Source organism: Nonomuraea sp. NPDC049750, assembly GCF_040659625.1.
Taxonomy (GTDB): Bacteria; Actinomycetota; Actinomycetes; order Streptosporangiales; family Streptosporangiaceae; genus Nonomuraea.
Genome location: NZ_JBFANB010000038.1, coordinates 36446 through 57050, shown reverse-complemented (window position 1 = coordinate 57050; position 20605 = coordinate 36446). Strand labels below are relative to the sequence as shown.

Sequence of the window (20605 nt, the reverse complement as noted above, 5' to 3'; positions counted from 1 at the left end):
TGTATCGGTTCGCGAAGGAGCTGCGTTACCCCACGGTTTCAGCCGATGCGCCAGGTGTCTCCACCCATGAGCAAGTCGCTGAGGTCGCCGGGGCCCTTCTGCGCCACGGCCTCCTCCATCTGCTCGGCCATCGCCACGTCGTACGCGGGCCGGTCGATCGAGCGGAAGATGCCGATCGGCACGTGCTCGAACGCGGGCTCGTCGAGCCGCGACAGCGCGAAGGCCAGCGACGGGTCGGGGTGGTGCGCGTCGTGCACCAGGATCTGCTCGGCGCTCACCGAGGCGCGGTCGGCCACCTCGATGCCGCCGTTGGCCGCCCTGACGACCGCCTTCGACGCCGACACGATCGGCTGCCCGTGCTCCAGCCGCAGCGTGATGTCGTCGCGGATCTCCGGATCCTTGAGCTGCTCGAAGGCGTTGTCGTTGAAGATGTTGCAGTTCTGGTAGATCTCCACCAGCGAGGTGCCGCGGTGGGCGGTGGCCTCGCGCAGCACCGACTGCAGGTGCTTGCGGTCGGAGTCGATCGTCCTGGCCACGAACGACGCCTCGGCGCCGATGGCCAGCGAGATCGGGTTGAACGGCTTGTCCAGCGAGCCCATCGGCGTCGACTTGGTGATCTTGCCGACTTCCGAGGTGGGGGAGTACTGGCCCTTGGTCAGACCGTAGATCCTGTTGTTGAACAGCAGGATGTTGAGGTTGACGTTGCGGCGCAGCGCGTGGATCAGGTGGTTGCCGCCGATCGACAGCGCGTCACCGTCACCCGTGATCACCCACACCGACAGGTCGGGCCGGCTCGCGGCGAGCCCGGTCGCGATCGCCGGCGCGCGGCCGTGGATCGAGTGGAAGCCGTAGGTGTTGAGGTAGTACGGGAAGCGGGAGGAGCAGCCGATCCCGGAGACGAACACGATGTTCTCGCGCTTGAGCCCGAGCTCCGGCAGGAAGCTCTGCACGGCGGCCAGGATCGCGTAGTCACCGCAACCGGGGCACCAGCGCACCTCCTGGTCGGACTTGAAGTCCTTCAGGCCCTGCTTGGTGTCCGTCTTGGGGACGAGCGAGAGGCCCTTCCCATTGATCAGCTCAGTCACTGTCGATCACGTCCTGGATGACTCCGGCCAGCTCCTCGGCCTTGAACGGAAGCCCGCGCACACGGTTGTAGCTGATGATGTCGACGAGGTAGCGCGCCCGCAGCAGCAGCGCGAGCTGGCCCAGGTTGATCTCGGGCAGCAGCACCTTGTCGTAGCTCTTGAGCACCTCGCCGGTGTTGGCGGGCAGGGGGTTGAGGTGGCGCAGGTGCGCCTGCGCGACCTTGCCGCCGCTCTTCCTGATGCGGCGTACGGCCGCCGCGATCGGGCCGTAGGTCGAACCCCAGCCCAGCACCAGCACCTTGGCGTCGCCGTCGGCGTCGTCGACCTCCAGGTCGGGTACGTCGACCCCGGCGATCTTGGCGGCCCGGGTCCTGACCATCAGGTCGTGGTTGTTCGGGTCGTAGCTGATGTTGCCCGTGCCGTCGGCCTTCTCGATGCCGCCGATCCGGTGCTCCAGGCCCGGCGTGCCGGGGATGGCCCACGGGCGGGCGAGCGTGTCGGTGTCGCGCTTGAACGGCAGGAACTCGCCGTCGGCACCGTTCGGCGCCGTGGTGAACTCCTGGGAGATGTCGGGTAGTTCGGACACCTCCGGCAGGCGCCACGGCTCGGAGCCGTTGGCCAGGTAGCCGTCCGACAGCAGCATGACCGGGGTGCGGTACTTGACCGCGATCCGCGCCGCCTCGATGGCGGCGTCGAAGCAGTCGCTCGGCGACATCGGCGCCACGATCGGCAGCGGAGACTCGCCGTTGCGGCCGAACATGGCCATCAGCAGGTCGGTCTGCTCGGTCTTGGTCGGCATGCCGGTGCTCGGACCGGCCCGCTGCACGTCGACGATGAGCAGCGGCAGCTCCGTGGTGACCGCGAGGCCGACGGTCTCGGCCTTCAGCGCCACACCGGGCCCCGACGTCGTGGTCACACCCAGCGCGCCGCCGAACGCCGCGCCCAGCGCCGCGCCGACACCGGCGATCTCGTCCTCCGCCTGGAAGGTGCGGACACCGAACCGCTTGTGCTTGGACAGCTCGTGCAGGATGTCGCTGGCCGGCGTGATCGGGTAGGAGCCGAGGAACAGCGGCAGCTTCGACTGCACGCTCGCGGCGATGAGGCCGTAGGCCAGGGCCTGGTTGCCCGAGATGTTGCGGTAGACACCGGGCGCCAGCTGGGCCGGCTTCACCTCGTAGGAGACCGAGAACGCCTCGGTGGTCTCGCCGTAGTTCCAGCCCGCCTGGAAGGCCGCGATGTTGGCCTTGGCGATCTCCGGCTTCTTGGCGAACTTCTGCTCAAGGAACTTGATCGTGTGCTCGGTCGGCCGGTGGTAGAGCCACGAGAGCAGGCCCAGCGCGAACATGTTCTTCGAGCGCTCGGCGTCCTTCTTGGACAGCTCGAAGCCTTCGAGCGCCTTGACCGTCAGCGAGGTCAGCGCCACCGCGTGGACGCGCCACTCGTTGAGCGAATCGTCCTCCAGCGGGTTGGCCGCGTAGCCGACCTTCTGCAGGTTGCGCTTGGTGAACTCGTCGATGTTGGCGATGATGTCGGCGCCACGGGGCAGGTCGCCCAGGTTGGCCTTCAGCGCCGCCGGGTTCATCGCGACGAGCACGTTGGGGGCGTCACCCGGCGTCAGGATGTCGTGGTCGGCGAAATGCAGCTGGAAGCTCGACACACCGGGGAGGGTGCCTGCGGGGGCGCGGATCTCGGCGGGGAAGTTGGGCAGCGTCGACAGGTCGTTGCCGAACTCCGCGGTGCCCGCGGTAAAGCGGTCGCCCGTGAGCTGCATGCCGTCACCGGAGTCCCCGGCGAATCGGATGATCACGCGGTCGAGTTGCTGGACCTGCTTCGTCACAGCTCAGTCCTCCTCGACGCGCCGGTGGCTGTGGGCGCGTTCTCAGTTTCCATGCTAGATCCTCGCGAGGTTCAACACGTTTCCTCGCCACATAATGCGGGTAAACGCGGAGGCAATCAGGGGCTACCGGAGAACCACTAGGGGTGACACAGGCCGCCGGCGATTGTGCACAGGTCTACGTGCAGCCGTGCGAAGAGGACTGTTCGGGTCACGAGCGCCAACTATACGTCCCCCCAAGGCGTGGCCTACGTCTGGGGGCGATGAGACGTGCTCTCCGACTCCGACCGGTAAAGGCGTCCTGCCTGCATCCCTGCTGTTCCGTACAACTCTGGAACAGTCACGAAGGTGTAACCCTTCCCGCGCAATCTTTTGACGATGTCCGGAACCGCGTCCACGATCGTCTTGTTGACGTTGTGCATGAGCACGATGCTCCCGGCCCGCACCTGCCCGGTCACCCGGCTGGTGATCGTCTTGGTGTCGTCCACACGCCCGTCACCTGCGTCGACGTCCCAGCCGACGATGGCCAGGCCCATCTCTCCCGCCACGTCCGTGACGTCCTTGTTCACCGCTCCGTAGGGCGCGCGCAACAGCGTGGGGCGCTCGCCGATGGTGGCCGTAATGGCGTCCTGGGTGCGGCCGAGCGCATCGGCGATCTTACTGGTCGGCAGCTTCGTCAGGTCCCGGTGCGCCCAGGTGTGGTTGGCCACCAGATGCCCCTCGGCACTCATCCTGCGCACCAGGTCCGGCCGTGCGGCGGCGTTGATGCCGATGGTGAAGAAGGTGGCCCGCGCCTTTTCCTCGCGCAGTGTGTCGAGCAGCCGGGGCGTCTCGGGGCCGGGTCCGTCGTCGAAGGTCAGCGCGACGCACTTGGTCGCGGCGCAGTCGACCGAGCCCGCCTGGTTGCTGGCGGCCTCGGGGCTGGGCGTCGGGACCGTCTTCGGCACGGTCGCGGACGCCTGCTCGGCGGCCGTCCGTACGGCATGCTGAGCCGCCCGTCCGGTCGGCGACAGCAGGGGCTCCACCTGCCGGGCGGGCACGGCCACGGCCAGGCGGCCGAGGGAGCACGGCCCGACCTGGCAGTCGTCGAACTCCACCACCAGGTCCCCGTCATGGTTGAAGGCCATCGAGTCGAACTGCTCGCCCGTCAGCTCGTGGGCGGTCGTGGGGGTGCCGCGCTTGGCGAGCTGGCTCCTGACCAGTCGCGTGAGGTCGTACAGCGCGCTCTGCCCGGCGAGCAGGCCCGTCGAGCCGGTCGCCTGGCCGGTCTTGCGGTCGTACCAGAGGGTCCGGGTGGAGTTGCTCCAACCGTCGCCGAGGGACTCGCCGGTGCGCAGCCGTACCCCGATGATCTCGCCGGAGGCGGCGGTGAGCTGCCAGTCCATGTTCAGCTCGGGGCGGGGGCGCGGCGCGTCGAACCTGGTGGCCTCGCGGAAGCCGCGCAGCACCCGCTCGGCCTCGCCGTGCAGGGCCGCGTTGAGGCGGGGGGCGTCCGGCAGCCGGGGGTAGGTGAGGTGCACATAGCGACCCGCGTTCTCGCCCTCGTCCCCGCCCAGGGTTCTGGTGCCCAGACCGTCCACGGTCGCCGGGTCGACGAAGTCGATCATGGTCGGCTCCGCGGGGACCATGACGTCGTGCTCGTGCTCAGGCTCGGGGGAGGCGGTTGCCAGCCCACCACCTGCCGCGGAGAGGACTAGCAGCGCGATTCCGCCGAAGAATCGCTTTTTGCGCATGGCCGCCAGATTATGGGGGAGATCGCGTGGTTTACCCCGTTTTGGGGTGATAGGGACGGAGCTTTGACTGGGTTACGATCAGGACATGGACGGCTACTTCGGGTCCTACATACTGGTCGCCGCGCTGCTGCTGATCGGCGTGGCCATCGTGGCCGGGGCCCTCCTGGCCAACCGCCTCCTGCGCCCGACCAGGCCGACGGCCGAGAAGCTGACCACGTACGAGTGCGGGGTCGACCCCGTCGGCGACGGCTGGGCCCAGTCGCAGGTGCGCTACTACGTCTTCACCTACCTGTACGTGGTCTTCGCCGTGGACGCCGTCTTCCTCTTCCCGTGGGCCACGGTCTTCGACGCGCCGGGATACGGGCTGACGACGCTTGTGGAGATGTTCGTCTTCCTGGGCTTCATCGCGCTCGGCATCCTCTATGCCTGGCGGAAGCGCGTACTCGCCTGGACTTAGGTTGTTTTTCGGTCGATCAACCGGGGACTCTCTACTCCTGGGGGAGATCGCGAGGGACAATGGTCGTATGGCAGCCACGGATCTCCCGATGCCCACAGTGGGGCCGATCTCGCGCTTGGCGCCCAAGCCGATGCGCTTCGTGCTCAACTGGGGGCGGCGATATTCGCTGTGGGTGTTCAACTTCGGGCTCGCCTGCTGCGCGATCGAGTTCATCGCGACCTCGATGAGCCGGCACGACTTCATCCGGTTCGGGGTGATCCCGTTCGCCAACGGGCCGCGCCAGGCCGACCTGATGATCGTCTCGGGCACCGTCACCGACAAGATGGCCCCTGCGGTCAAGCGCCTCTATGAGCAGATGCCCGACCCGAAGTACGTGATCTCCTTCGGTGCCTGCTCCAACACCGGCGGGCCCTACTGGGACTCCTACTGCGTCACCAATGGCGTCGATCAGATCATTCCCGTGGACGTCTATGTGCCCGGATGCCCGCCCAGGCCTGAGGCGCTGCTGCACGGGATCATGAAGCTGCAGGAGAAGATCGCGGCGGAGCGGCTCAGCGACCGCTACGTGTGGTCCCGCTCGCACGGATCGCAGGAGGACTCCCACGGCACGTCGGGCGGGGACGAGTCGTGACGCTCGAGGAGCGGTTCGGCGAGCGGGTCTCGGTCTCCACCTCCTTCGGTGAGACCACCGTCGACGTCGCCACAGCGGACTGGATCGAGGTCCTGACCTTCCTCAGGGACTCCGGCCACACCTTCTTCGACTGGCTGACCGGGGTCGACGACCCGCCCGACGGGTTCTTCGTGGTCGCCCACGTCTACGACCCCGACTCGTGCGAACGCGTGCTCGTCCGCACCCGGGTGCCGCGCGCCGACCCGCGCCTGCCCTCGGCCGTGGGCGTCTACCGGGGCGCCAACTGGCACGAGCGCGAGACGTACGAGATGTTCGGGGTGCTCTTCGACGGCCACCCTTACCTGGTGCCGCTGCTGCTGCCCGACGGTTTCGAGGGGCATCCGCTGCGCAAGGACTTCATCCTCGCCGCCCGGGTGGCCAAGCCCTGGCCGGGAGCCAAGGAACCGGGCGAATCGGGGCACGGCTCGCCGAGCCGGCGCAAGACGCTGCCGCCCGGTGTGCCCGCCGACTGGGGGACGCCCGATGCTTGACGTGGTGCTGCGCTTCGTCGCCATTCTCGTCGTGTTCCTCGTGCTGCCGCTGATCGTCGGGCAGACCGAGCACAAGGTCATGGCGCACATGCAGTCGCGCCTCGGGCCGATGTACGCGGGCGGCTTCCACGGCTGGGCGCAGCTCATCGCCGACGGGGTGAAGTTCGCGCAGAAGGAGGACGTCATCCCGGCCGCGGCCGACCGGCGCATCTTCATGATCGCCCCGGGCGTCGCGCTGGTGCCCTACCTGCTCGTACTGATCGCCATCCCCGTCGACCAGGGCCTGGTCGGCGTGGACCTCGACCTCGGGCTGTTCTTCGTACTCGCGGTGATGGGCATCGGGGTGCTCGGCTCGATCATGGCGGGATGGGCGTCGGCCAACAAATACTCGGTGCTCGGCGGCATGCGGGCGGCCGCCCAGCTCATGTCGTACGAGCTGCCGCTGGTGCTGGCGGCCTCCTCGGTCGCGATGGCGGCGGGCACGCTGTCCATTCCGGGGATCGTGTCGGCGTGGCAGTGGTGGTGGCTGCCATGGCAGGCCATCGGCGGCGTGGTGTTCTTCCTGGCCGGCCTGGCCGAGCTGCGCCGCCCGCCCTTCGACATGCCGATCGCCGAGTCCGAGATCATCATGGGCCCGATGACCGAATACACCGGGATGCGGTTCGCCCTGTTCATGCTCTCGGAGTATGTGGGGATCGTCGTGCTGTCGTTCCTGACCGCGGTGCTGTTCTTGGGCGGTTGGCACGGACCGTTGCTGGCCGGGTGGGTGTGGACGCTGGTCAAGGTCTTCGTGCTGGCCTTTTTGGTGATTTGGCTGCGGGTGAGTTTTCCCCGGCTGCGCGAGGACCAACTGCAGAAGCTGGCCTGGGTGGTGCTGGTGCCATTGGCGCTGGCGCAACTGGCGCTCACGGGTGTGGTGAAGGTCCTCACTTAGTGCGATTGTGGTCACCGTATTAGTCGTTTGGGCCGTCACGTGGGCATTTCCGGGCCTCGAAACTTTACCTCCGACTTATCCGTCTTATGTGAATAGGGGGCTAGGGGAGGACGATCGTCATGGACGTTCAGCTTCGACCGGTAGCGGGGGCGCATCCTGGGGCGCGCTGCCCCAAGACCGCCATCTCGTGGGACGGCGACGCGCTGGCGGTCACCGACACCGCATCCGGCCAGTTCTTACGGCTGAGACCCGCGAGGCTCTACTGCTACAGCTACGATCAGGCGTTCCTCGTGTCGTCCAGAAAGCCCAAGATCCACGCGGTCCAGGGCTTGGCCGCACTCGACGAAGACGGCCTGGTGCTCCTCGACCTGCCGGGCGAATGGCACTTCCCGCACCTGACCGACCTCGTGGCGAGAACCGGCATCCCGCTGGTCGACGCCCGCAGTCACGCCTCGAACCGGGTACGCGCCGTGCTCGCCGCCCGGGCTCCCGGCTGGCGTCGCCTCCACGGCCAGCCTCCACCGGTGCTGCTCAGGTACCGCAAACCGGTGAGCATCGGCGTCGGCGTCGCCGGCCTGGTCGCGATGGTGTACCTCGCGTCGACCGGCATGTGGATGGCCTGGCGCGGCATCTCGGCGGTCGGCCGGATGCTCTTGGACGTCGTGGAGGCCAAGTGGCTGGCGGTGGGCTTCAGCCCCCTGCTGCTCGTCGTACGTCCGGTGTCGGCTCGCATTCAGCGGTGGCGTGCTGATCGCGGCGTGATCCTCGGCTCCGCTACGGGGGTGTACCTCAGTGTCACGCCAAACGAGAAACTGCAGATCAACCAGGGTAAGGCGCAGCTCCCGAAGATACGGCTCGGTGAAGGGCTGGCGGACGCGGTGAGCTTGCTGCTCTACCACTACGACGGTTTATCCGGACTTGTCATCCTGAATAAGCGGGAAGATGCTGTGCACCATCTCCCAGGGCCCTGGCTGCCCGACGCGGCCAACCGTTTCGCGCGCCGACAGGGGCTGAGGCTGGCTGTGCATGCGGTGTCGCGGGAGGAGTACATCGCCCTGACCCTCAACTCCCGGGACGCGACACCCTGATCGTGTCGGATGGCCCCGAAGGCGGTCCATCGGGGCGTCCTCGGCCGTCTCACCGGCCGCCTCATCGGCCGCGTCGCTGCCGTCGGATCCCGGAGGCTCGGGCTGCCTGTGGGCATCGGGCCTTGGTGGGCCCGGTGCCGCGCTGGTTGATGTCCGGTGGGCTATCGGGCTATCGGGCTATCGGGCTGTGGTCGAGGCGATGCCGAGCCGGTCGAACGCGGTGGCCACGTTCGGTCGGAGCGCGGCTGGGTCGTCGGCGGCGATCTCGCGTCCGGCGTTGTAACAGGCCAGCGCGATCTGCGGCGCCAGCGCGGCCGTTTCGGCCGTCGCGCCCTGGTCGCGCAGGATCTCACCCAGCGTCTCGGCGAGGCGCCGCTGCTTGCGGGCCGCGCGGTCGCTGAGCTCGGGGTTGTCGGCGATCAGCCGCTCGCGCTGGACATAGTGCTCCGCGTCCCGCGTGACCTCGGCGCAAATGGCCAGGGTGGTCTCACGCAGCAGAGCGAGCGCCTCGGGCAATGAGGGCGCCCCGTCGACGCGTAGCTCACGGTGTCGGCGGGCGACCTTGTCGACCCACTCCTGCTCGTTGGCGAAAACGACCTCCTGCTTGTCGCCGAAGTACCGAAAGAACGTCGTACGCCCAGCCTCGGCTCGTTCCGCGATGTCCGCGACGGTCACGTCGGCATAGCCGCGTTCGGCGAACAGCTCGTAGGCGGCCGCGACGATCTCGTCACGAGCTCGCTGCTGCTTGCGTACGCGGAGGGACGGTCGAGACACCAACACAGTCTATCGCTTTCCGAACGCGATCCATTATGGTACTCAGTACCAACTGGTACGAAGTTCCTAGAGAGATGAGATGACATGCGGGCAGTGCAGATCACCGAGTTCGGCGGCCCGGAAGTAGTGGCCGTACGCGAGGTGCCCGACCCCCAGCCCGGCCCCGGACAGACCCTCCTCCACGTGGCGCGATGTGGGGTGAACTTCGCCGACACCCTCCTGCACGAGAACTCCTACATCGCCCCGGTCACGCTGCCGCTGGTGCCAGGTAGCGAAGTCGTCGGCCGGACAGAGGACGGCCGACGGCTGGCTGCCATGATCGAGAGCGGTGGGTACGCCGAGAAAGCCGTACTACGGGAGGACGCCGCCTTCCCCGTGCCCGACGGGGTCGACGACGTCGCCGCGGTCGCTCTGCTCATCCAGGGGCTGACCGCCTGGTGGCTGATCAACCACACCGGCCGGGTGCGATCCGGCGAGAGCGTGGTCGTGCACGCGGCGTCGGGCGGCGTCGGTTCGCTGGCCGTACAACTGGCCAAGCTGAGCGGCGCGGGCCGGGTCATCGCCACGGCCGGTACACCGGAGAAGCGTGAACTGGCGCTGTCTCTCGGCGCGGATGCCGCCGTCGACCCCGCGGCCGAAGATCTCACCGCGGCCCTGTGCGCGGCGAATCACGGCGAGCAGGTCGACGTGGTCCTGGAGATGACCGGCGGCCCTGTCACCGACCAGAGCATCGCCGCGCTGGCCCCCTTCGGCCGACTCGCCTTCTACGGAATGGCCAGCCGGGTGGAACCCGAGAAAGTGTCGCCACGCGCGCTCCAGCGCCGCTCCCTCACTGTCAGCGGCTTCTGGCTCATGAACGCCTTCGCCCAACCGGCGACTCTTGCCAAGGCGTACGCGGAGTTGACGGCGCAGGTCGCCGCCGGCGAACTCCGCGTCATCAACGGTGGTGACCACCCGATGTCGGAGATCCGGCAGGTACACGAGGAACTCCGCAGCCGCCGTACGACCGGCAAACTGGTCATCGACCCCAGCCGGTAGCCCCGCTCCGGCCTGCCAGGCGAAGCCGCATGTAAGAGTCGGCCCAGCAAGCGCCCCTCCACAGGCCAGCCGATGGATCGGGTCAGTGGACGATGGCCAGCATGACGTCGGACGCGGACGGCCGGTCGTCGGGGCTCTTGTGGAGGCAGGAGCCCGCGATGCCGCGGAGGGCGGGCGGTAACGGCGACAGGTCCGGATGGAAGGTGAGCACCCGGTTGAACACCGCGGGCACCGTATCCTCCCCGAACGCCGGCCGCCCCGTCGCCGCGAACATCATCGTCACAGCCCAGCTGAACACGTCGGACGGCGGCCCCACCGGTGCCCCGGACAGTTGCTCGGGCGACATGTACGGCGGGGTGCCGACCATCTTGCCCGAGGTCACCGTCATCTGGTCGAGCGCCCGCGCGATCCCGAAGTCGATCACTCGCGGCCCGTCCGATCCGATCAGCACATTGCTCGGCTTGAAGTCGCGGTGGACAACCCCCGCCTTGTGGATGGCGGCGAGTGCCCCGGCTGTGGATAACGCCAGCCGGGTCAGGCTGTCCTCGTCGCGCGGGCCGTACTTGCGTACGAGATGTTCGAGCGACGGACCCTCGACGTATTCGCTGACGATGTAGGCGTGCTGACCCGTGATGCTGACGTCGAGCACCCGGGCCGTGGAGAACGTCGCCACCCGCCGCGCCGCGTCCACTTCCCTGGCGAACCTGGCCCGCGCCACCTCGTCCACGAGGTCGTGCAGGACCTTGACCGCGACGCGTACGCCGTTGGGCGCCATCGCCAGATAGACCGCGCCCTGCCCGCCCCGCCCGAGCGGCTGGAGCACCCGGTAGTGCCCGATCCACTCGGGCTCGTGCGGTCGGCGCTGCTGGCTCGGGGCGGTGGTGCGCTGGTGCAGATCGAAGGGCGGGGGAGCGCTCCGGTGCTGGTGGGGAGGCTGGTAGACAGGTTTGTTGAGGCGGGCCCTGACCATCTTGGGCACGAGGATGCCCGAGTGGATGACCCCGCCCAGCCAGCTGATCACCAGCGCGAACGAGACCAACCCCGACAGCGGGTCCGGGATCTCGTCGAACTCCGCGAAGCTCACGGCCGCCAGCAAGAACGAGCCGATGCAGATGGCATAGAAGCCCGCCGCGACGACGTGCCACGTGCTCCGCAGCCAGTAGGCCGCGAACCCGATCGTGAACGGCGTCGCCAGCCCACACGTCAGTAGCGGCAGCACCGCCCACACGATGGCCGCCGCCCACGCTCCGCCGCTGGGACGAGGCGGCTGGCTGTACGACATGGCGGGAAGACTATCGCGCAGGACTTTCACATATCGGGTGTGGACACATCTTGTGGATAACCTCCGGTCTGCCTGTGGATAGCTGTGGAAAACTTGGGGACAACGGGCCTGGAGCGTTCACCTGCGCGGTCAAGTGCGACATGATGTTGATATGGCGCGGATACCGGGAGTCGGCCTCGCGAAGGGCCTATCGGTCACTCTTCGTCACATGCTGCGCAAATCCGTGACACAGCAGTATCCCGAGGTCAAGCCCACCCTCCCACCGCGCAGCCGTGGCGTCATCGCCCTGGTCGAGGAGAACTGCACCTCCTGCATGCTCTGCGCGCGCGAGTGCCCCGACTGGTGCATCTACATCGACTCGCACAAGGAGACCCTCCCAGCCCCTGAGGGCGGACGTCCCCGCCAGCGGAACGTGCTCGACCGGTTCGCCATCGACTTCGCCCTGTGCATGTACTGCGGGATCTGCATCGAGGTGTGCCCGTTCGACGCGCTGTTCTGGTCGCCGGAGTTCGAGTACGCCGAGGGTGACATTCGGAACCTTCTGCACGAGAAGGATCGGCTCGCGGCCTGGGCGCCCACGGTCGCGCCTCCTCCTGCCCACGATCCTGGCGCCGAGCCGCCGAAGGAACTCACCGCTGCCCGCCGCCCGGCCCGTGGCCCGTCCACCGCCCGCCCTGGAGCCGCAGGCCAGGCCGGGGACCGCCCTGACACCGCGGGCCCGTCCACCGCTCGCCCTGGCGCCGGCGGTCCGGCCGCGGACCGCGCTGGTACAGCTTCTGGCCATGTCTCCGGCCCCGCATCCGGAGCGGCTTCTGGCCCTGCTTCCAGTGCCGCCGCTTCCAGTGCCGCTGCTTCCGATACCGCGGCCGGACCTGCCGCAGATACCGCCTCCGGACCGGCTCCCGGCGCTGAATCCGGCGCTGAATCCGGCCCGTCATCCACAGGTCGGCCATCTGCCGAAGAGTTTTCCACAGGCGCGGGCCAACCGTCGTCGCCGCCCGGCCGCGGGGAGCAGACTTCTGGCACGAGCCGACGCGGGCGCAGGATGGCCGATCCTCGATCCATCCGCCCGCCCGGGCGGCTCGACCCGGAAAAGACAAGGGAGTCCGAGGAGGATTCGTGACCGAGGCGGTGCCCTCCTATCTGTCACCCACCGGGCAAGAGATCGTCTTCTTGCTGCTGGGTGCGGTGGCGGTCGGATCCGCGCTGCTCGTCGTCACGACCAGGCAGCTGGTCCACGCCGCCCTCTGGCTGGTCGTCTCCTTCGGCGCCCTCGCCGGCGGCTACCTGGTGCTGACCGCCGAGTTCGTGGCCTGGGTCCAGGTGCTCATCTATGTGGGCGCGGTGGTGGTCCTGCTGCTGTTCGGGATCATGCTGACCCGGGCTCCGATCGGCCGCTCCGCCGATCTCGACAGCGGCAACCGGTGGGTGGCGGCCGTGGTGGCGGTGGCGACGGCGGCCGTCCTGGTCACCGTGGTGATCGACGGCTTCCGCACGGCGTACACACCGCTGAGACCCGGCGCCGGCGCGGCGAAGGAGCTGGGCGCCAGCGTGTTCAGCACGTGGGTGCTGCCTTTCGAGGCGCTCTCGGTGCTGTTGCTGGCCGCGCTGATCGGTGCCATCGTGCTGTCCCGCACGGATATACCCGGGGGTCCGCCACCTGAGCAGACCGGGGGTTCTTAGTGCACATCGTCTACCCGGCGGTCGTCTCCGCGCTCCTCTTCTCCGTCGGCGTCTACGGGGTGCTCGCGCGGCGCAACACGATCCTCGTGCTGATGTCGGTCGAGCTGATGCTCAACGCCGTCAACCTCAACCTGGTCGCGTTCGACGTGTGGCTGGGCGATCGGCTGCACAGCGGCCAGGTGCTCACGCTGTTCATCATCGTGATCGCCGCCGCCGAGGTCGGGCTGGGGCTCGCGATCGTGCTGTCCCTCTACCGCAACCGCCGTACGGTCGACATCGACCAGCTTCGCGACCTGTCCGAACCAGGCACGTCGGACACCCTGGCGGACCCGGCGGGTAGGTCGGGCGACCAGGCAGACTCCGGCATGCCGGGCGATCCCGCAGATCCCAGCACGTCGGATGACCCGCCGACACGTCGGCTGGGTGAGCCCGCGGTGGCGGGGGATCCGACCACGACACGAGAGAACGCGGTGGCGGGGGATCCGACCACGACACCAGAGCCTTCGGCGGCGGGGGACTCGGCCACGAAAGCCGAGCCCGCCAAGCGAGGGGGCGCGTCGTGACGGTCTTCCCGCTCGTGGCCGTCGTCCTGCCGTTCGTCGCGGCCTTCGCCGGCCTGCTGCTGTCGCGCTGGCCGCATCGGCGCCCGGAAAGCAGACCGGGTTCAGGGGGCTCTGCGGCCAACACGCGGGCGGCGTGGATCGCGGTGCTGCCCACGGCGGCCGCCGCGGTCCTGGCGCTCTGGCTGGCCTGGGCACCCGGCTTCGCCTTCCTCGAAGACGCGACGCCGGGTCCGGCCGTCGGCCGCACCTACGGCACCATCGGCACCGGCGCCGTCCCGATCTCGCTGACCCTCCAGGCCGACGACCTGTCCGCCATCCTCGGCGTCCTGGTGACCCTCGTGGCGCTGGCCGTACAGCTCTATTCGGTCGGCTACCTCCACGACGACCCGCGCTATCCCTCCTACAGCGCCTTCATCAGCCTGTTCACCAGCGCGATGCTGCTGGTCGTCTACGCCGGCGACCTCCTCGTCCTCTACGTGGGCTGGGAGGTCATGGGCCTGTGCTCCTACCTGCTCATCGGCCACTGGTGGGAGGACAAGAGCAACTCGCGGGCGGCCATCAAGGCGTTCCTGGTCACCCGGCTCGGCGACGTCGGCTTCCTGTTCGGCATCTTCGTGCTCGGTGGCGCCGCGGGCAGCTTCCGGATATCGGAGGTGCTGGCGAAGGTGCCCGAGATGTCCACCGGCACGATGGTGACCGCCACCATGCTGCTGCTGGCCGGGGTGGCGGGCAAGAGCGCGCAGGTTCCGCTGCACACCTGGCTGCCCGACGCGATGGCGGGCCCGACCCCCATCAGCGCGCTGATCCACGCCGCCACCATGGTGGCCGCCGGGATCTTCATCGTGGCGCGGCTCTTCCCCGCCTTCCAGGGCGCCCGTCCCACGCTCGACGTGCTGGCCGTCATGGCCGCCCTCGGCATGCTGGGCGCCGCCCTGGCCGCGCTCGCCCAGGACGACCTGAAACGCGTGCTCGCCTACTCGACGATCAGCCAGCTCTCCTACATGGCCGGCGGGCTGGCGGCGGGCTCCGACAGTGCGGCGATCTTCCACCTCCTCACGCACGGCGCGTTCAAGGCGCTGCTGTTCCTGTGCGCCGGCGCGGTCATCCACCACGTCGGCTCCAACCTGATGAGCCAGATGGGCGGGCTGAGACGGGCGCTGCCGGTCACGTTCGTCACGATGACGATCGGGTTCGCCGCCCTCGCGGGGCTGCCTCCGGCCAGCGGCTTCTTCAGCAAGGACGAGCTCCTGCTGACCATGGACCGCGCGCTGTCGAGCGGCGGTCTGACGGATGCCGCCGCCCTGCTGCTGTACGGCTGCGCGCTCGCGACCGTCGCCGTCACCGGGGCATACGCGACCAGAGCCTGGCTACGCACCTTCTTCGGCGAGGCGAGAGTCGTGGCGCTGCCCGAGCCCGAGCCCGGCACGGCCCACGTGGTCGACATCCGCGAGGCGCCACGCACGATGCTCGTGCCCATCGTGCTTCTCTCGGTTCCCGCCGTGCTCCTCGGGTTCGCCGGTGGGCTCCATGTGGAGCTCGGGGTGGCGGCCGTCAGCGTCGTGCTCGCGCTGCTCGGCGCCGGGGTGGTGTACGCGTTCTGGCGCAGCGACCCCCTCGCCGACCCGGCCCGGCTGCTCGGCCCCCTGCGCGTGCCGTGCGAGCGGGCGTTCTACGTGGACGGCGTCTACGCCGCCCTGTTCGTCCGGCCTGCCCTGGCGCTGGCCAGGCTCGTGGTCAGGACGGACGACGTGGTCGTGGACGGGGCGGTGCGCGGCTCGGGACGGTCCGCGCGAGGGCTGTCCGGTCTGCTGCGGCTCGCCCAGAACGGCAACGTCCAGCTCTATGTGAGCGGCGTGCTCGCCGGTGTCCTCCTGATCGTGGTGGGGGCGGTGGTGTTCACATGATGAGCTGGCTTCCTGTGGCGCTGCTGGCGGTGCCTCTGCTCGGCGCGTCGCTCCTGCTGGTGTCGCCCGCCGTGTTGCGCCCCTGGCTGCGGGTATACGGGCTGGTCGTGTCGGGTGTCGCGCTGGCGCTGGCCGTGGTGATGGTGGCGACGTTCGACTACGGGCAGGCGGCGCGGCCGCAGTTCGCCGTCGACCGGGAGTGGATCTCGGGGCTGGGGCTCCACTTCCACCTGGCCGTCGACGGCATCTCGCTGCCGCTGATCGCGCTGACGGCCCTCCTGACGTTCCTCTGCTTCGTCTACCTGAGCTGGGGAGACGCGCGCGGTCCCGGCCAGCTGCTGCGACCGAGAGTGGGGGGTGGGCGGCCGCGGGCGCTGGTGTTCACGCTGCTCGTGCTCGAAGTCGGCATGATCGGTACGTTCCTCGCGCTCGACCTGCTGCTGTTCTTCGTGTTCTTCGAGATCGTGCTGATCCCGATGTACTTCCTGATCGCCATCTGGGGCGGCAAGGGCCGGCGGAGCGCGTCGATCAAGTTCATCCTCTACACGTTGCTGGGCTCGGTCGTGATGCTGCTCGGCCTGCTGCTCGTCTGGGCGCGCACCGGCACACTCGACATCGTCGCCCTGGGCCAGGCACACGGCGCGGGCATGCCCAGGGCCGTACAGATCCTCGCGTTCGTGGCGATCGGCGTCGGGCTGGCGGTCAAGACGCCCATGTGGCCACTGCACACCTGGCTCCCCGACGCGCACACCGAGGCGCCCACTGTCGGCTCGGTGCTGCTGGCCGGCGTGCTACTGAAGATGGGCACGTACGGCTTCGCCAGGATCGCCATCCCCGTCCTGCCCGAAGGGGCGACCGCGGTGGCGCCGTGGCTGGGGGCGTTCGCCGTGGTCGGCATCGTCTATGGGGCCCTGGCCTGTCTCGCGCAGCGCGATCTCAAGCGTATGATCGCCTACTCCTCCGTGGGCCATATGGGCTTCGTCCTGCTGGGCTTCGCCACGCTGACCACCGTGGGCATCAACGGCGCCCTGTTCGCGAACGTCGCCCACGGCCTCATCACCGGCCTGCTGTTCTTCCTCGCCGGCGCGATCAAGGAGCGCTACGGCACGGCCGACATGCGCGCACTCGGCGGCGGCATGCTGGCCACACTTCCCCACCTGGGGTCGGTGCTGACCTTCGCGGCCATCGCCTCGCTCGGGGTGCCGGGGCTGGCCGGGTTCTGGGGGGAGATGCTGTCCCTCTTCGGCGCTTTCCAGCCGGCGGCCGGACTGCCTCGGGGGCTGTTCCTGACGTTCATGGTGATCGGCGGGCTGGGCGCGGTTCTGACGGCGGCGTACTTCCTCGTCATGCTGTCCCGCGTGACACACGGGCGCCCCGAACGCGCCCAGGCGGTCCCGGCCGCCGCCCGCTCGGGCGCTTCTGGCGTGGGCGGCTGGCCATCCGACGCGTCTGCGTTGCCGGACAGTGAGTGGTCTGGGTGGGCGGGTGAGTCGCCCGACAGTGAGCGGGCTGCGTGGCCGGGCGAGTTGCCCGTCAGTGAGCAGGCTGCGTGGCCGGGCGGGTCGCCGGACAGCGAGCAGGCCGCGTGGGCAGGCGAGTCGCCCGATAGTGAGCGGGTCGCGGGGGCGATCAAGGGCGAGGGTGGCGTCGGTGGGCGGGTGTTGCGGGACATCCAGGGCTACGAGTTCGCCGCCTGGGTGCCGTTGATCGTGCTGATCCTGCTGTTCGGGCTCTGGCCGAAACTGCTCCTCTCGCTCACCACACCTGCCGTACAGACCCTGCTGGGGGCCCTGTCATGATCCAGCAGATCGACTACTCGGTCATCGCGGTGCCGCTGGTCCTCGCGCTGGTGGCCGGGCTCGTGCTGATGCTCGACGCGTTCCTCCCCAGCGGGGGACGTACCAGGACCGGGCTCGGTCTGGTCAGTCTCGCGGGCGTCGTCGTCGCCCTGGGGTTCGTCGTGGCGCAGGCCGTACGCGGTGGCGGCGCACGGGCGACCTTCTGCGTTCCCGACAGCCTCGCCACCGCGGCGGGCCCCGGGAGTGAGCCGGCGTGCTCGTTCGTGGTCGACCGGTTCACGCTGATCTTCGCCGGGCTGGTGCTGGTCGCGGGCGTCGTGGTCGTGCTGATGTCGATGACCCAGCTGGCCGGGGGCGGCATTCCGGCGGGTGAGTGGTATTTCCTGCTGCTCTGTACGCTGGTCGGCGCGGTGACCCTGCCTGCCTCGCGTGACCTGATCATGCTGGTGGTGGCACTGGAGCTGGTCTCGCTACCGGTCTTCGCCCTCACCGCGCTCAAACGCTACGACGGGCGCTCCTCCGAGGCGGCGGTCAAGCTTTTCCTGGTCTCGGTCGTGTCGACGGCCGTGATGCTGTTGGGGGTCTCGCTGCTGTACGGGATCGCGGGGACGGTCTATCTCTCCCGTCTCGCCTCGGTGTTCAGCGGGAAGACCCCCGCGCCGGGTATGGGGGCGCCGGAGACATACTCGTCGCTGCTGGCGGCCGGTCACGGGCTACCGGGCGTGGTCACGGTCGGGCTGGTGCTCGTCGTGGCGGGCTTCGCGTTCAAGATCGCTGTGGTGCCGTTCCACGCCTGGGCGGCGGATGTCTACCAGGGCGCGCCGATCCCGGTCGCCGCGCTGCTCTCGGTGATCTCGAAGGCGGCCGGGTTCGCGGGCCTGATCCTCGTTCTGGTCACGGCGTTGCCCGGCCAGGCGTCGACCTGGTCGCCCATCATCGCGGTCATCGCGGCGCTCACCATGACGGTCGGCAACCTCCTGGCCATGCGCCAACGCTCCGCCGTACGCCTGCTGGCCTGGTCCTCGGTCGCCCAGTCCGGCTACATCCTGGCCCCGCTCGCGGTGACGGCCCAGACTGGGGCAATGGCCAGCGCTCCCGGCCTTACCGTCGGTGCGGCGGGTGCGGCTGACACTGCCAGTGATGTCGCCGGGGCGGTCGGGGCGTCGATGGCGTACCTCGTCATCTACGCGGCCATGAATCTGGGCGCCTTCGCGGTCGTCATGCTGATATCGCGGACGACCGCGCGCAACGAGCTGGACGACTACCGTGGCCTCGCCTTCCGCAGTCCGGTGGCGGCGATCGCGCTGGCGTTCTGCTTGATCTGCCTGGCGGGTCTGCCGCCGGGGTTGGCGGGGCTGTTCGCCAAGGTGGTGGTGTTCCGGGAGATCATCGAGGGTGGGGCCGGGTGGCTCGCGGTGGTCATGGCCGTCAACACCGTGATCGGTCTGTACTACTACGTGGTCTGGACGGCCCGGCTGTTCACCCCGGCCGAACCCGTGCCCGCCGGGGTCCGCCGGGCGCTTCCCGCCGCCTGGGTGGCGGTCGGGATCGCTGTGGTGGTGGCACTGCTGTTCTCGGTCGCACCGCAGCTGGTGCTGGGGATGACGTCGCTGTCCGCCTCCGGGTGAGCAGGCGGATGAGGCACATCCGACTCCGGGTGAGCCAGCGGATGGGGTGCGTCTCCCTCCGGAAGGGCTGGTGGATGGGGCGTGGTTCTGACGCTCTGAGCTAGCGGATGGGGTGCGTCTCCCTCCGGACGAGTAGGTGGATGGGGCGTGGTTCTGGCGCTCTGAGCAGGCGGTTCGGTCGCGCTGTGCCCTGCGTTGGGCACCACAGGGAACGATGAGCCGGGGCATCGTCGTTGGACCAGGTGAACCCACACCGCGAAGGGGGGAACCTTGCACCACAACGGTCTGCGCACCGCCATTCTGCTGGGCGGCCTATCTGCGTTGATACTCGCGGTGGGAGGGTGGCTGGGCGGCGGCACCGGGCTGCAGTTCGCGTTCGTGCTCGCCATGGCGAGCAGCGGTATCGCCTACTTCTTCTCCGACCGGATCGCCCTGTCGGCGATGCGGGCGCGGCAGGTCAGCGAGGTCGAGCAGCCCATGCTCTACCGGATCGTACGGGAGCTGTCCAACGAAGCCCGGCAGCCGATGCCGCGCTTGTACATCTCGCCCACTGTGCAACCGAACGCCTTCGCGACAGGACGGAGCCCGCGCCAGGCGGCGGTCTGCGTGACGTACGGGCTCACGCAACTGCTCAACCCGGACGAGATGCGCGGAGTCCTTGGCCACGAGCTGTCCCACGTGTACAACCGAGACATCCTGGTCTCGTCGGTAGCCGGTGCGCTGGCCACGATGATCACTTGGCTCAGCTACGTGGCCGTGTTCTTCGGCGGGTCGGATGACGATGAGGGGCCCGGGTTCGTGGGGGCGCTGCTCATGATGGTTCTCGGACCGGTGGCGGCGGGGATGGTGCAGATGGCGATCTCCAGGACGCGGGAGTTCCAGGCGGACGAGTCCGGCGCTCGGCTGACGGGCGATCCACTGGCGCTGGCCTCGGCGCTGCGCAAGATCGAGATGGGCGCGCGCCGGCTGCCGCTGCCGGAGAACAGCCGCCTCACCTCGGCTTCCCACATGATGATCGCCAACCCGTTCAGCGGGTCCGGGTTCGGGCGGCTGTTCTCCACGCACCCGCCCACTTCCGAGCGGGTCGCCCGGTTGGAGCGCATGGCGGGCTACCGCCGCTAATCCGCCACGCCGAGGGCTCCCGCCACTCTCATGACAATTTGCCTCATGCTCGTCAAGCAGCCGAGTTGATCTTGCGCAGGATGGTGGCGAGGTCCTCGGGGAAGAAGACCTCGTCAGTGGCCTCCAGTTCCTCGGGGCTCCACCACCGGTGACCCAGCGTGGTGGCCTTCTCGATCTCCTCCATGTGCTCGTACGAGATGTCAGTGCCCTCGGCCACCCGAATTGCGAAGAACGTCTGGTCCTGGGTGATGGCGTACTCGGCGAAGAAGAACTCGATCGTGCTCGTGCCGTACGGACCGGTGAGCCGGTCGGCCCCGACCCGGATCCCGACCTCCTCGTGCAGCTCGCGCAGCGCGGCCTCCTGGAGCGTCTCCCCGTCCTCGGCGGCGCCACCGATGGTGAACCAGAACGGCTCATCGGGCCGGGCGGGATCGAACCCGTGGAGCAGGAGCACCCTGCCCTGTTCGTTGATGGGCAGAGCACGGGCCGTGAACCGGCGCAGGGGGATCTTCGTCACGTC

At 68.9% G+C, this 20605-nt stretch carries 18 protein-coding genes and 1 pseudogene; 13 read left to right on the top strand and 6 right to left on the bottom strand.

From position 1 onward, the window contains the following. Nucleotides 1–38: 38 nt before the first annotated feature. The 3 genes from AB0J16_RS51545 to AB0J16_RS51535 all read right to left on the bottom strand — a co-directional run bounded on the left by AB0J16_RS51545 (nucleotide 39) and on the right by AB0J16_RS51535 (nucleotide 4652). On the bottom strand, nucleotides 39–1085 hold the full coding sequence (locus tag AB0J16_RS51545) for a 2-oxoacid:ferredoxin oxidoreductase subunit beta (RefSeq protein WP_358554056.1): 1047 nt from the start codon (nucleotides 1083–1085) through the stop codon (nucleotides 39–41). Continuing rightward, nucleotides 1078–2922: a 2-oxoacid:acceptor oxidoreductase subunit alpha gene (locus AB0J16_RS51540; RefSeq protein WP_358554053.1), complete on the bottom strand. Its 1845-nt coding sequence runs from the start codon at nucleotides 2920–2922 to the stop codon at nucleotides 1078–1080. Before AB0J16_RS51540 ends, AB0J16_RS51545 begins: the two co-directional genes overlap by 8 nt. 245 nt (nucleotides 2923–3167) lie before the next feature. After that, the gene (locus tag AB0J16_RS51535) at nucleotides 3168–4652 is read right to left on the bottom strand and encodes a polysaccharide deacetylase family protein (RefSeq protein WP_358554050.1); all 1485 of its coding nucleotides are present in this window, start codon (nucleotides 4650–4652) and stop codon (nucleotides 3168–3170) included. 85 nt (nucleotides 4653–4737) lie between these two features. Between AB0J16_RS51535 and ndhC the strand changes: the two genes are divergently transcribed. From ndhC to AB0J16_RS51510, 5 genes are all read left to right on the top strand, one after another. Continuing rightward, nucleotides 4738–5109, top strand: coding sequence for an NADH-quinone oxidoreductase subunit A (ndhC, locus tag AB0J16_RS51530; RefSeq protein WP_358554047.1), 372 nt, complete (start codon nucleotides 4738–4740; stop codon nucleotides 5107–5109). Nucleotides 5110–5239: 130 nt separating this feature from the next. Continuing rightward, nucleotides 5240–5740, top strand: a complete 501-nt coding sequence (locus AB0J16_RS51525) for an NADH-quinone oxidoreductase subunit B family protein (RefSeq protein ID WP_358554190.1) — start codon at nucleotides 5240–5242, stop codon at nucleotides 5738–5740. Then, complete coding sequence (locus AB0J16_RS51520) at nucleotides 5737–6270, top strand: NADH-quinone oxidoreductase subunit C (RefSeq protein WP_357954879.1); 534 nt, start codon at nucleotides 5737–5739, stop codon at nucleotides 6268–6270. The genes AB0J16_RS51525 and AB0J16_RS51520 overlap by 4 nt, the downstream gene beginning before the upstream one ends. Beyond that, nucleotides 6263–7204, top strand: a complete 942-nt coding sequence (locus tag AB0J16_RS51515) for a complex I subunit 1 family protein (protein ID WP_358554044.1) — start codon at nucleotides 6263–6265, stop codon at nucleotides 7202–7204. The genes AB0J16_RS51520 and AB0J16_RS51515 overlap by 8 nt, the downstream gene beginning before the upstream one ends. Before the next feature lie 119 nt (nucleotides 7205–7323). Next, nucleotides 7324–8292, top strand: coding sequence for a hypothetical protein (locus tag AB0J16_RS51510; RefSeq protein ID WP_358554041.1), 969 nt, complete (start codon nucleotides 7324–7326; stop codon nucleotides 8290–8292). Between the two features lie 177 nt (nucleotides 8293–8469). On the opposite strand, the gene AB0J16_RS51505 is transcribed toward AB0J16_RS51510, so the two are convergent. Next, nucleotides 8470–9066 carry a helix-turn-helix domain-containing protein gene (locus AB0J16_RS51505; protein WP_358554038.1) on the bottom strand — a complete coding sequence of 199 codons (597 nt, stop codon included), beginning with the start codon at nucleotides 9064–9066 and terminating at the stop codon, nucleotides 8470–8472. A gap of 84 nt (nucleotides 9067–9150) precedes the next feature. On the opposite strand from AB0J16_RS51505, the gene AB0J16_RS51500 reads away from it, so the two are divergent. Continuing rightward, the gene (locus AB0J16_RS51500) at nucleotides 9151–10104 is read left to right on the top strand and encodes a zinc-binding dehydrogenase (RefSeq protein ID WP_358554036.1); all 954 of its coding nucleotides are present in this window, start codon (nucleotides 9151–9153) and stop codon (nucleotides 10102–10104) included. Between the two features lie 82 nt (nucleotides 10105–10186). Here AB0J16_RS51500 and AB0J16_RS51495 read toward each other — a convergent pair whose 3' ends face one another. Next, nucleotides 10187–11386: a serine/threonine-protein kinase gene (locus AB0J16_RS51495; protein WP_358554033.1), complete on the bottom strand. Its 1200-nt coding sequence runs from the start codon at nucleotides 11384–11386 to the stop codon at nucleotides 10187–10189. A 208-nt stretch (nucleotides 11387–11594) separates the two neighbouring features. Between AB0J16_RS51495 and AB0J16_RS51490 the strand changes: the two genes are divergently transcribed. The 7 genes and pseudogenes from AB0J16_RS51490 (at nucleotide 11595) to htpX (ending at nucleotide 20085) form a co-directional block, all read left to right on the top strand. Beyond that, complete coding sequence (locus tag AB0J16_RS51490) at nucleotides 11595–12509, top strand: 4Fe-4S binding protein (protein WP_358554030.1); 915 nt, start codon at nucleotides 11595–11597, stop codon at nucleotides 12507–12509. Next, the gene (locus tag AB0J16_RS51485) at nucleotides 12506–13069 is read left to right on the top strand and encodes an NADH-quinone oxidoreductase subunit J (RefSeq protein ID WP_358554027.1); all 564 of its coding nucleotides are present in this window, start codon (nucleotides 12506–12508) and stop codon (nucleotides 13067–13069) included. Before AB0J16_RS51490 ends, AB0J16_RS51485 begins: the two co-directional genes overlap by 4 nt. After that, a pseudogene (gene nuoK, locus AB0J16_RS51480) lies at nucleotides 13069–13353 on the top strand (NADH-quinone oxidoreductase subunit NuoK); the annotation flags it as partial. The gene AB0J16_RS51485 and the pseudogene nuoK, both read left to right, overlap by 1 nt. Before the next feature lie 275 nt (nucleotides 13354–13628). Continuing rightward, nucleotides 13629–15536: an NADH-quinone oxidoreductase subunit L gene (locus tag AB0J16_RS51475; RefSeq protein WP_358554024.1), complete on the top strand. Its 1908-nt coding sequence runs from the start codon at nucleotides 13629–13631 to the stop codon at nucleotides 15534–15536. Further along, nucleotides 15536–17335: an NADH-quinone oxidoreductase subunit M gene (locus AB0J16_RS51470; RefSeq protein ID WP_358554187.1), complete on the top strand. Its 1800-nt coding sequence runs from the start codon at nucleotides 15536–15538 to the stop codon at nucleotides 17333–17335. Before AB0J16_RS51475 ends, AB0J16_RS51470 begins: the two co-directional genes overlap by 1 nt. Continuing rightward, on the top strand, nucleotides 17332–18963 hold the full coding sequence (locus tag AB0J16_RS51465) for an NADH-quinone oxidoreductase subunit N (protein ID WP_358554021.1): 1632 nt from the start codon (nucleotides 17332–17334) through the stop codon (nucleotides 18961–18963). The genes AB0J16_RS51470 and AB0J16_RS51465 overlap by 4 nt, the downstream gene beginning before the upstream one ends. A 270-nt stretch (nucleotides 18964–19233) precedes the next feature. Beyond that, the gene (gene htpX, locus AB0J16_RS51460) at nucleotides 19234–20085 is read left to right on the top strand and encodes a zinc metalloprotease HtpX (RefSeq protein ID WP_358554019.1); all 852 of its coding nucleotides are present in this window, start codon (nucleotides 19234–19236) and stop codon (nucleotides 20083–20085) included. Between the two features lie 52 nt (nucleotides 20086–20137). Here htpX and AB0J16_RS51455 read toward each other — a convergent pair whose 3' ends face one another. Further along, nucleotides 20138–20602, bottom strand: coding sequence for an NUDIX domain-containing protein (locus tag AB0J16_RS51455; RefSeq protein ID WP_358554016.1), 465 nt, complete (start codon nucleotides 20600–20602; stop codon nucleotides 20138–20140). Nucleotides 20603–20605: the final 3 nt, after the last annotated feature.

Bases quoted from the DNA above. Each gene is read 5' to 3' on its own strand.
- AB0J16_RS51495 (WP_358554033.1), bottom strand. From the start codon at position 11,386: ATGTCGTACAGCCAGCCGCCTCGTCCCAGCGGCGGAGCGTGGGCGGCG.
- AB0J16_RS51490 (WP_358554030.1), top strand. From the start codon at position 11,595: ATGCTGCGCAAATCCGTGACACAGCAGTATCCCGAGGTCAAGCCCACC.
- AB0J16_RS51500 (WP_358554036.1), top strand. From the start codon at position 9,151: ATGCGGGCAGTGCAGATCACCGAGTTCGGCGGCCCGGAAGTAGTGGCC.
- AB0J16_RS51515 (WP_358554044.1), top strand. From the start codon at position 6,263: ATGCTTGACGTGGTGCTGCGCTTCGTCGCCATTCTCGTCGTGTTCCTC.
- AB0J16_RS51535 (WP_358554050.1), bottom strand. From the start codon at position 4,652: ATGCGCAAAAAGCGATTCTTCGGCGGAATCGCGCTGCTAGTCCTCTCC.
- AB0J16_RS51525 (WP_358554190.1), top strand. From the start codon at position 5,240: ATGCGCTTCGTGCTCAACTGGGGGCGGCGATATTCGCTGTGGGTGTTC.
- AB0J16_RS51465 (WP_358554021.1), top strand. From the start codon at position 17,332: ATGATCCAGCAGATCGACTACTCGGTCATCGCGGTGCCGCTGGTCCTC.
- ndhC (WP_358554047.1), top strand. From the start codon at position 4,738: ATGGACGGCTACTTCGGGTCCTACATACTGGTCGCCGCGCTGCTGCTG.
- AB0J16_RS51510 (WP_358554041.1), top strand. From the start codon at position 7,324: ATGGACGTTCAGCTTCGACCGGTAGCGGGGGCGCATCCTGGGGCGCGC.
- AB0J16_RS51470 (WP_358554187.1), top strand. From the start codon at position 15,536: ATGAGCTGGCTTCCTGTGGCGCTGCTGGCGGTGCCTCTGCTCGGCGCG.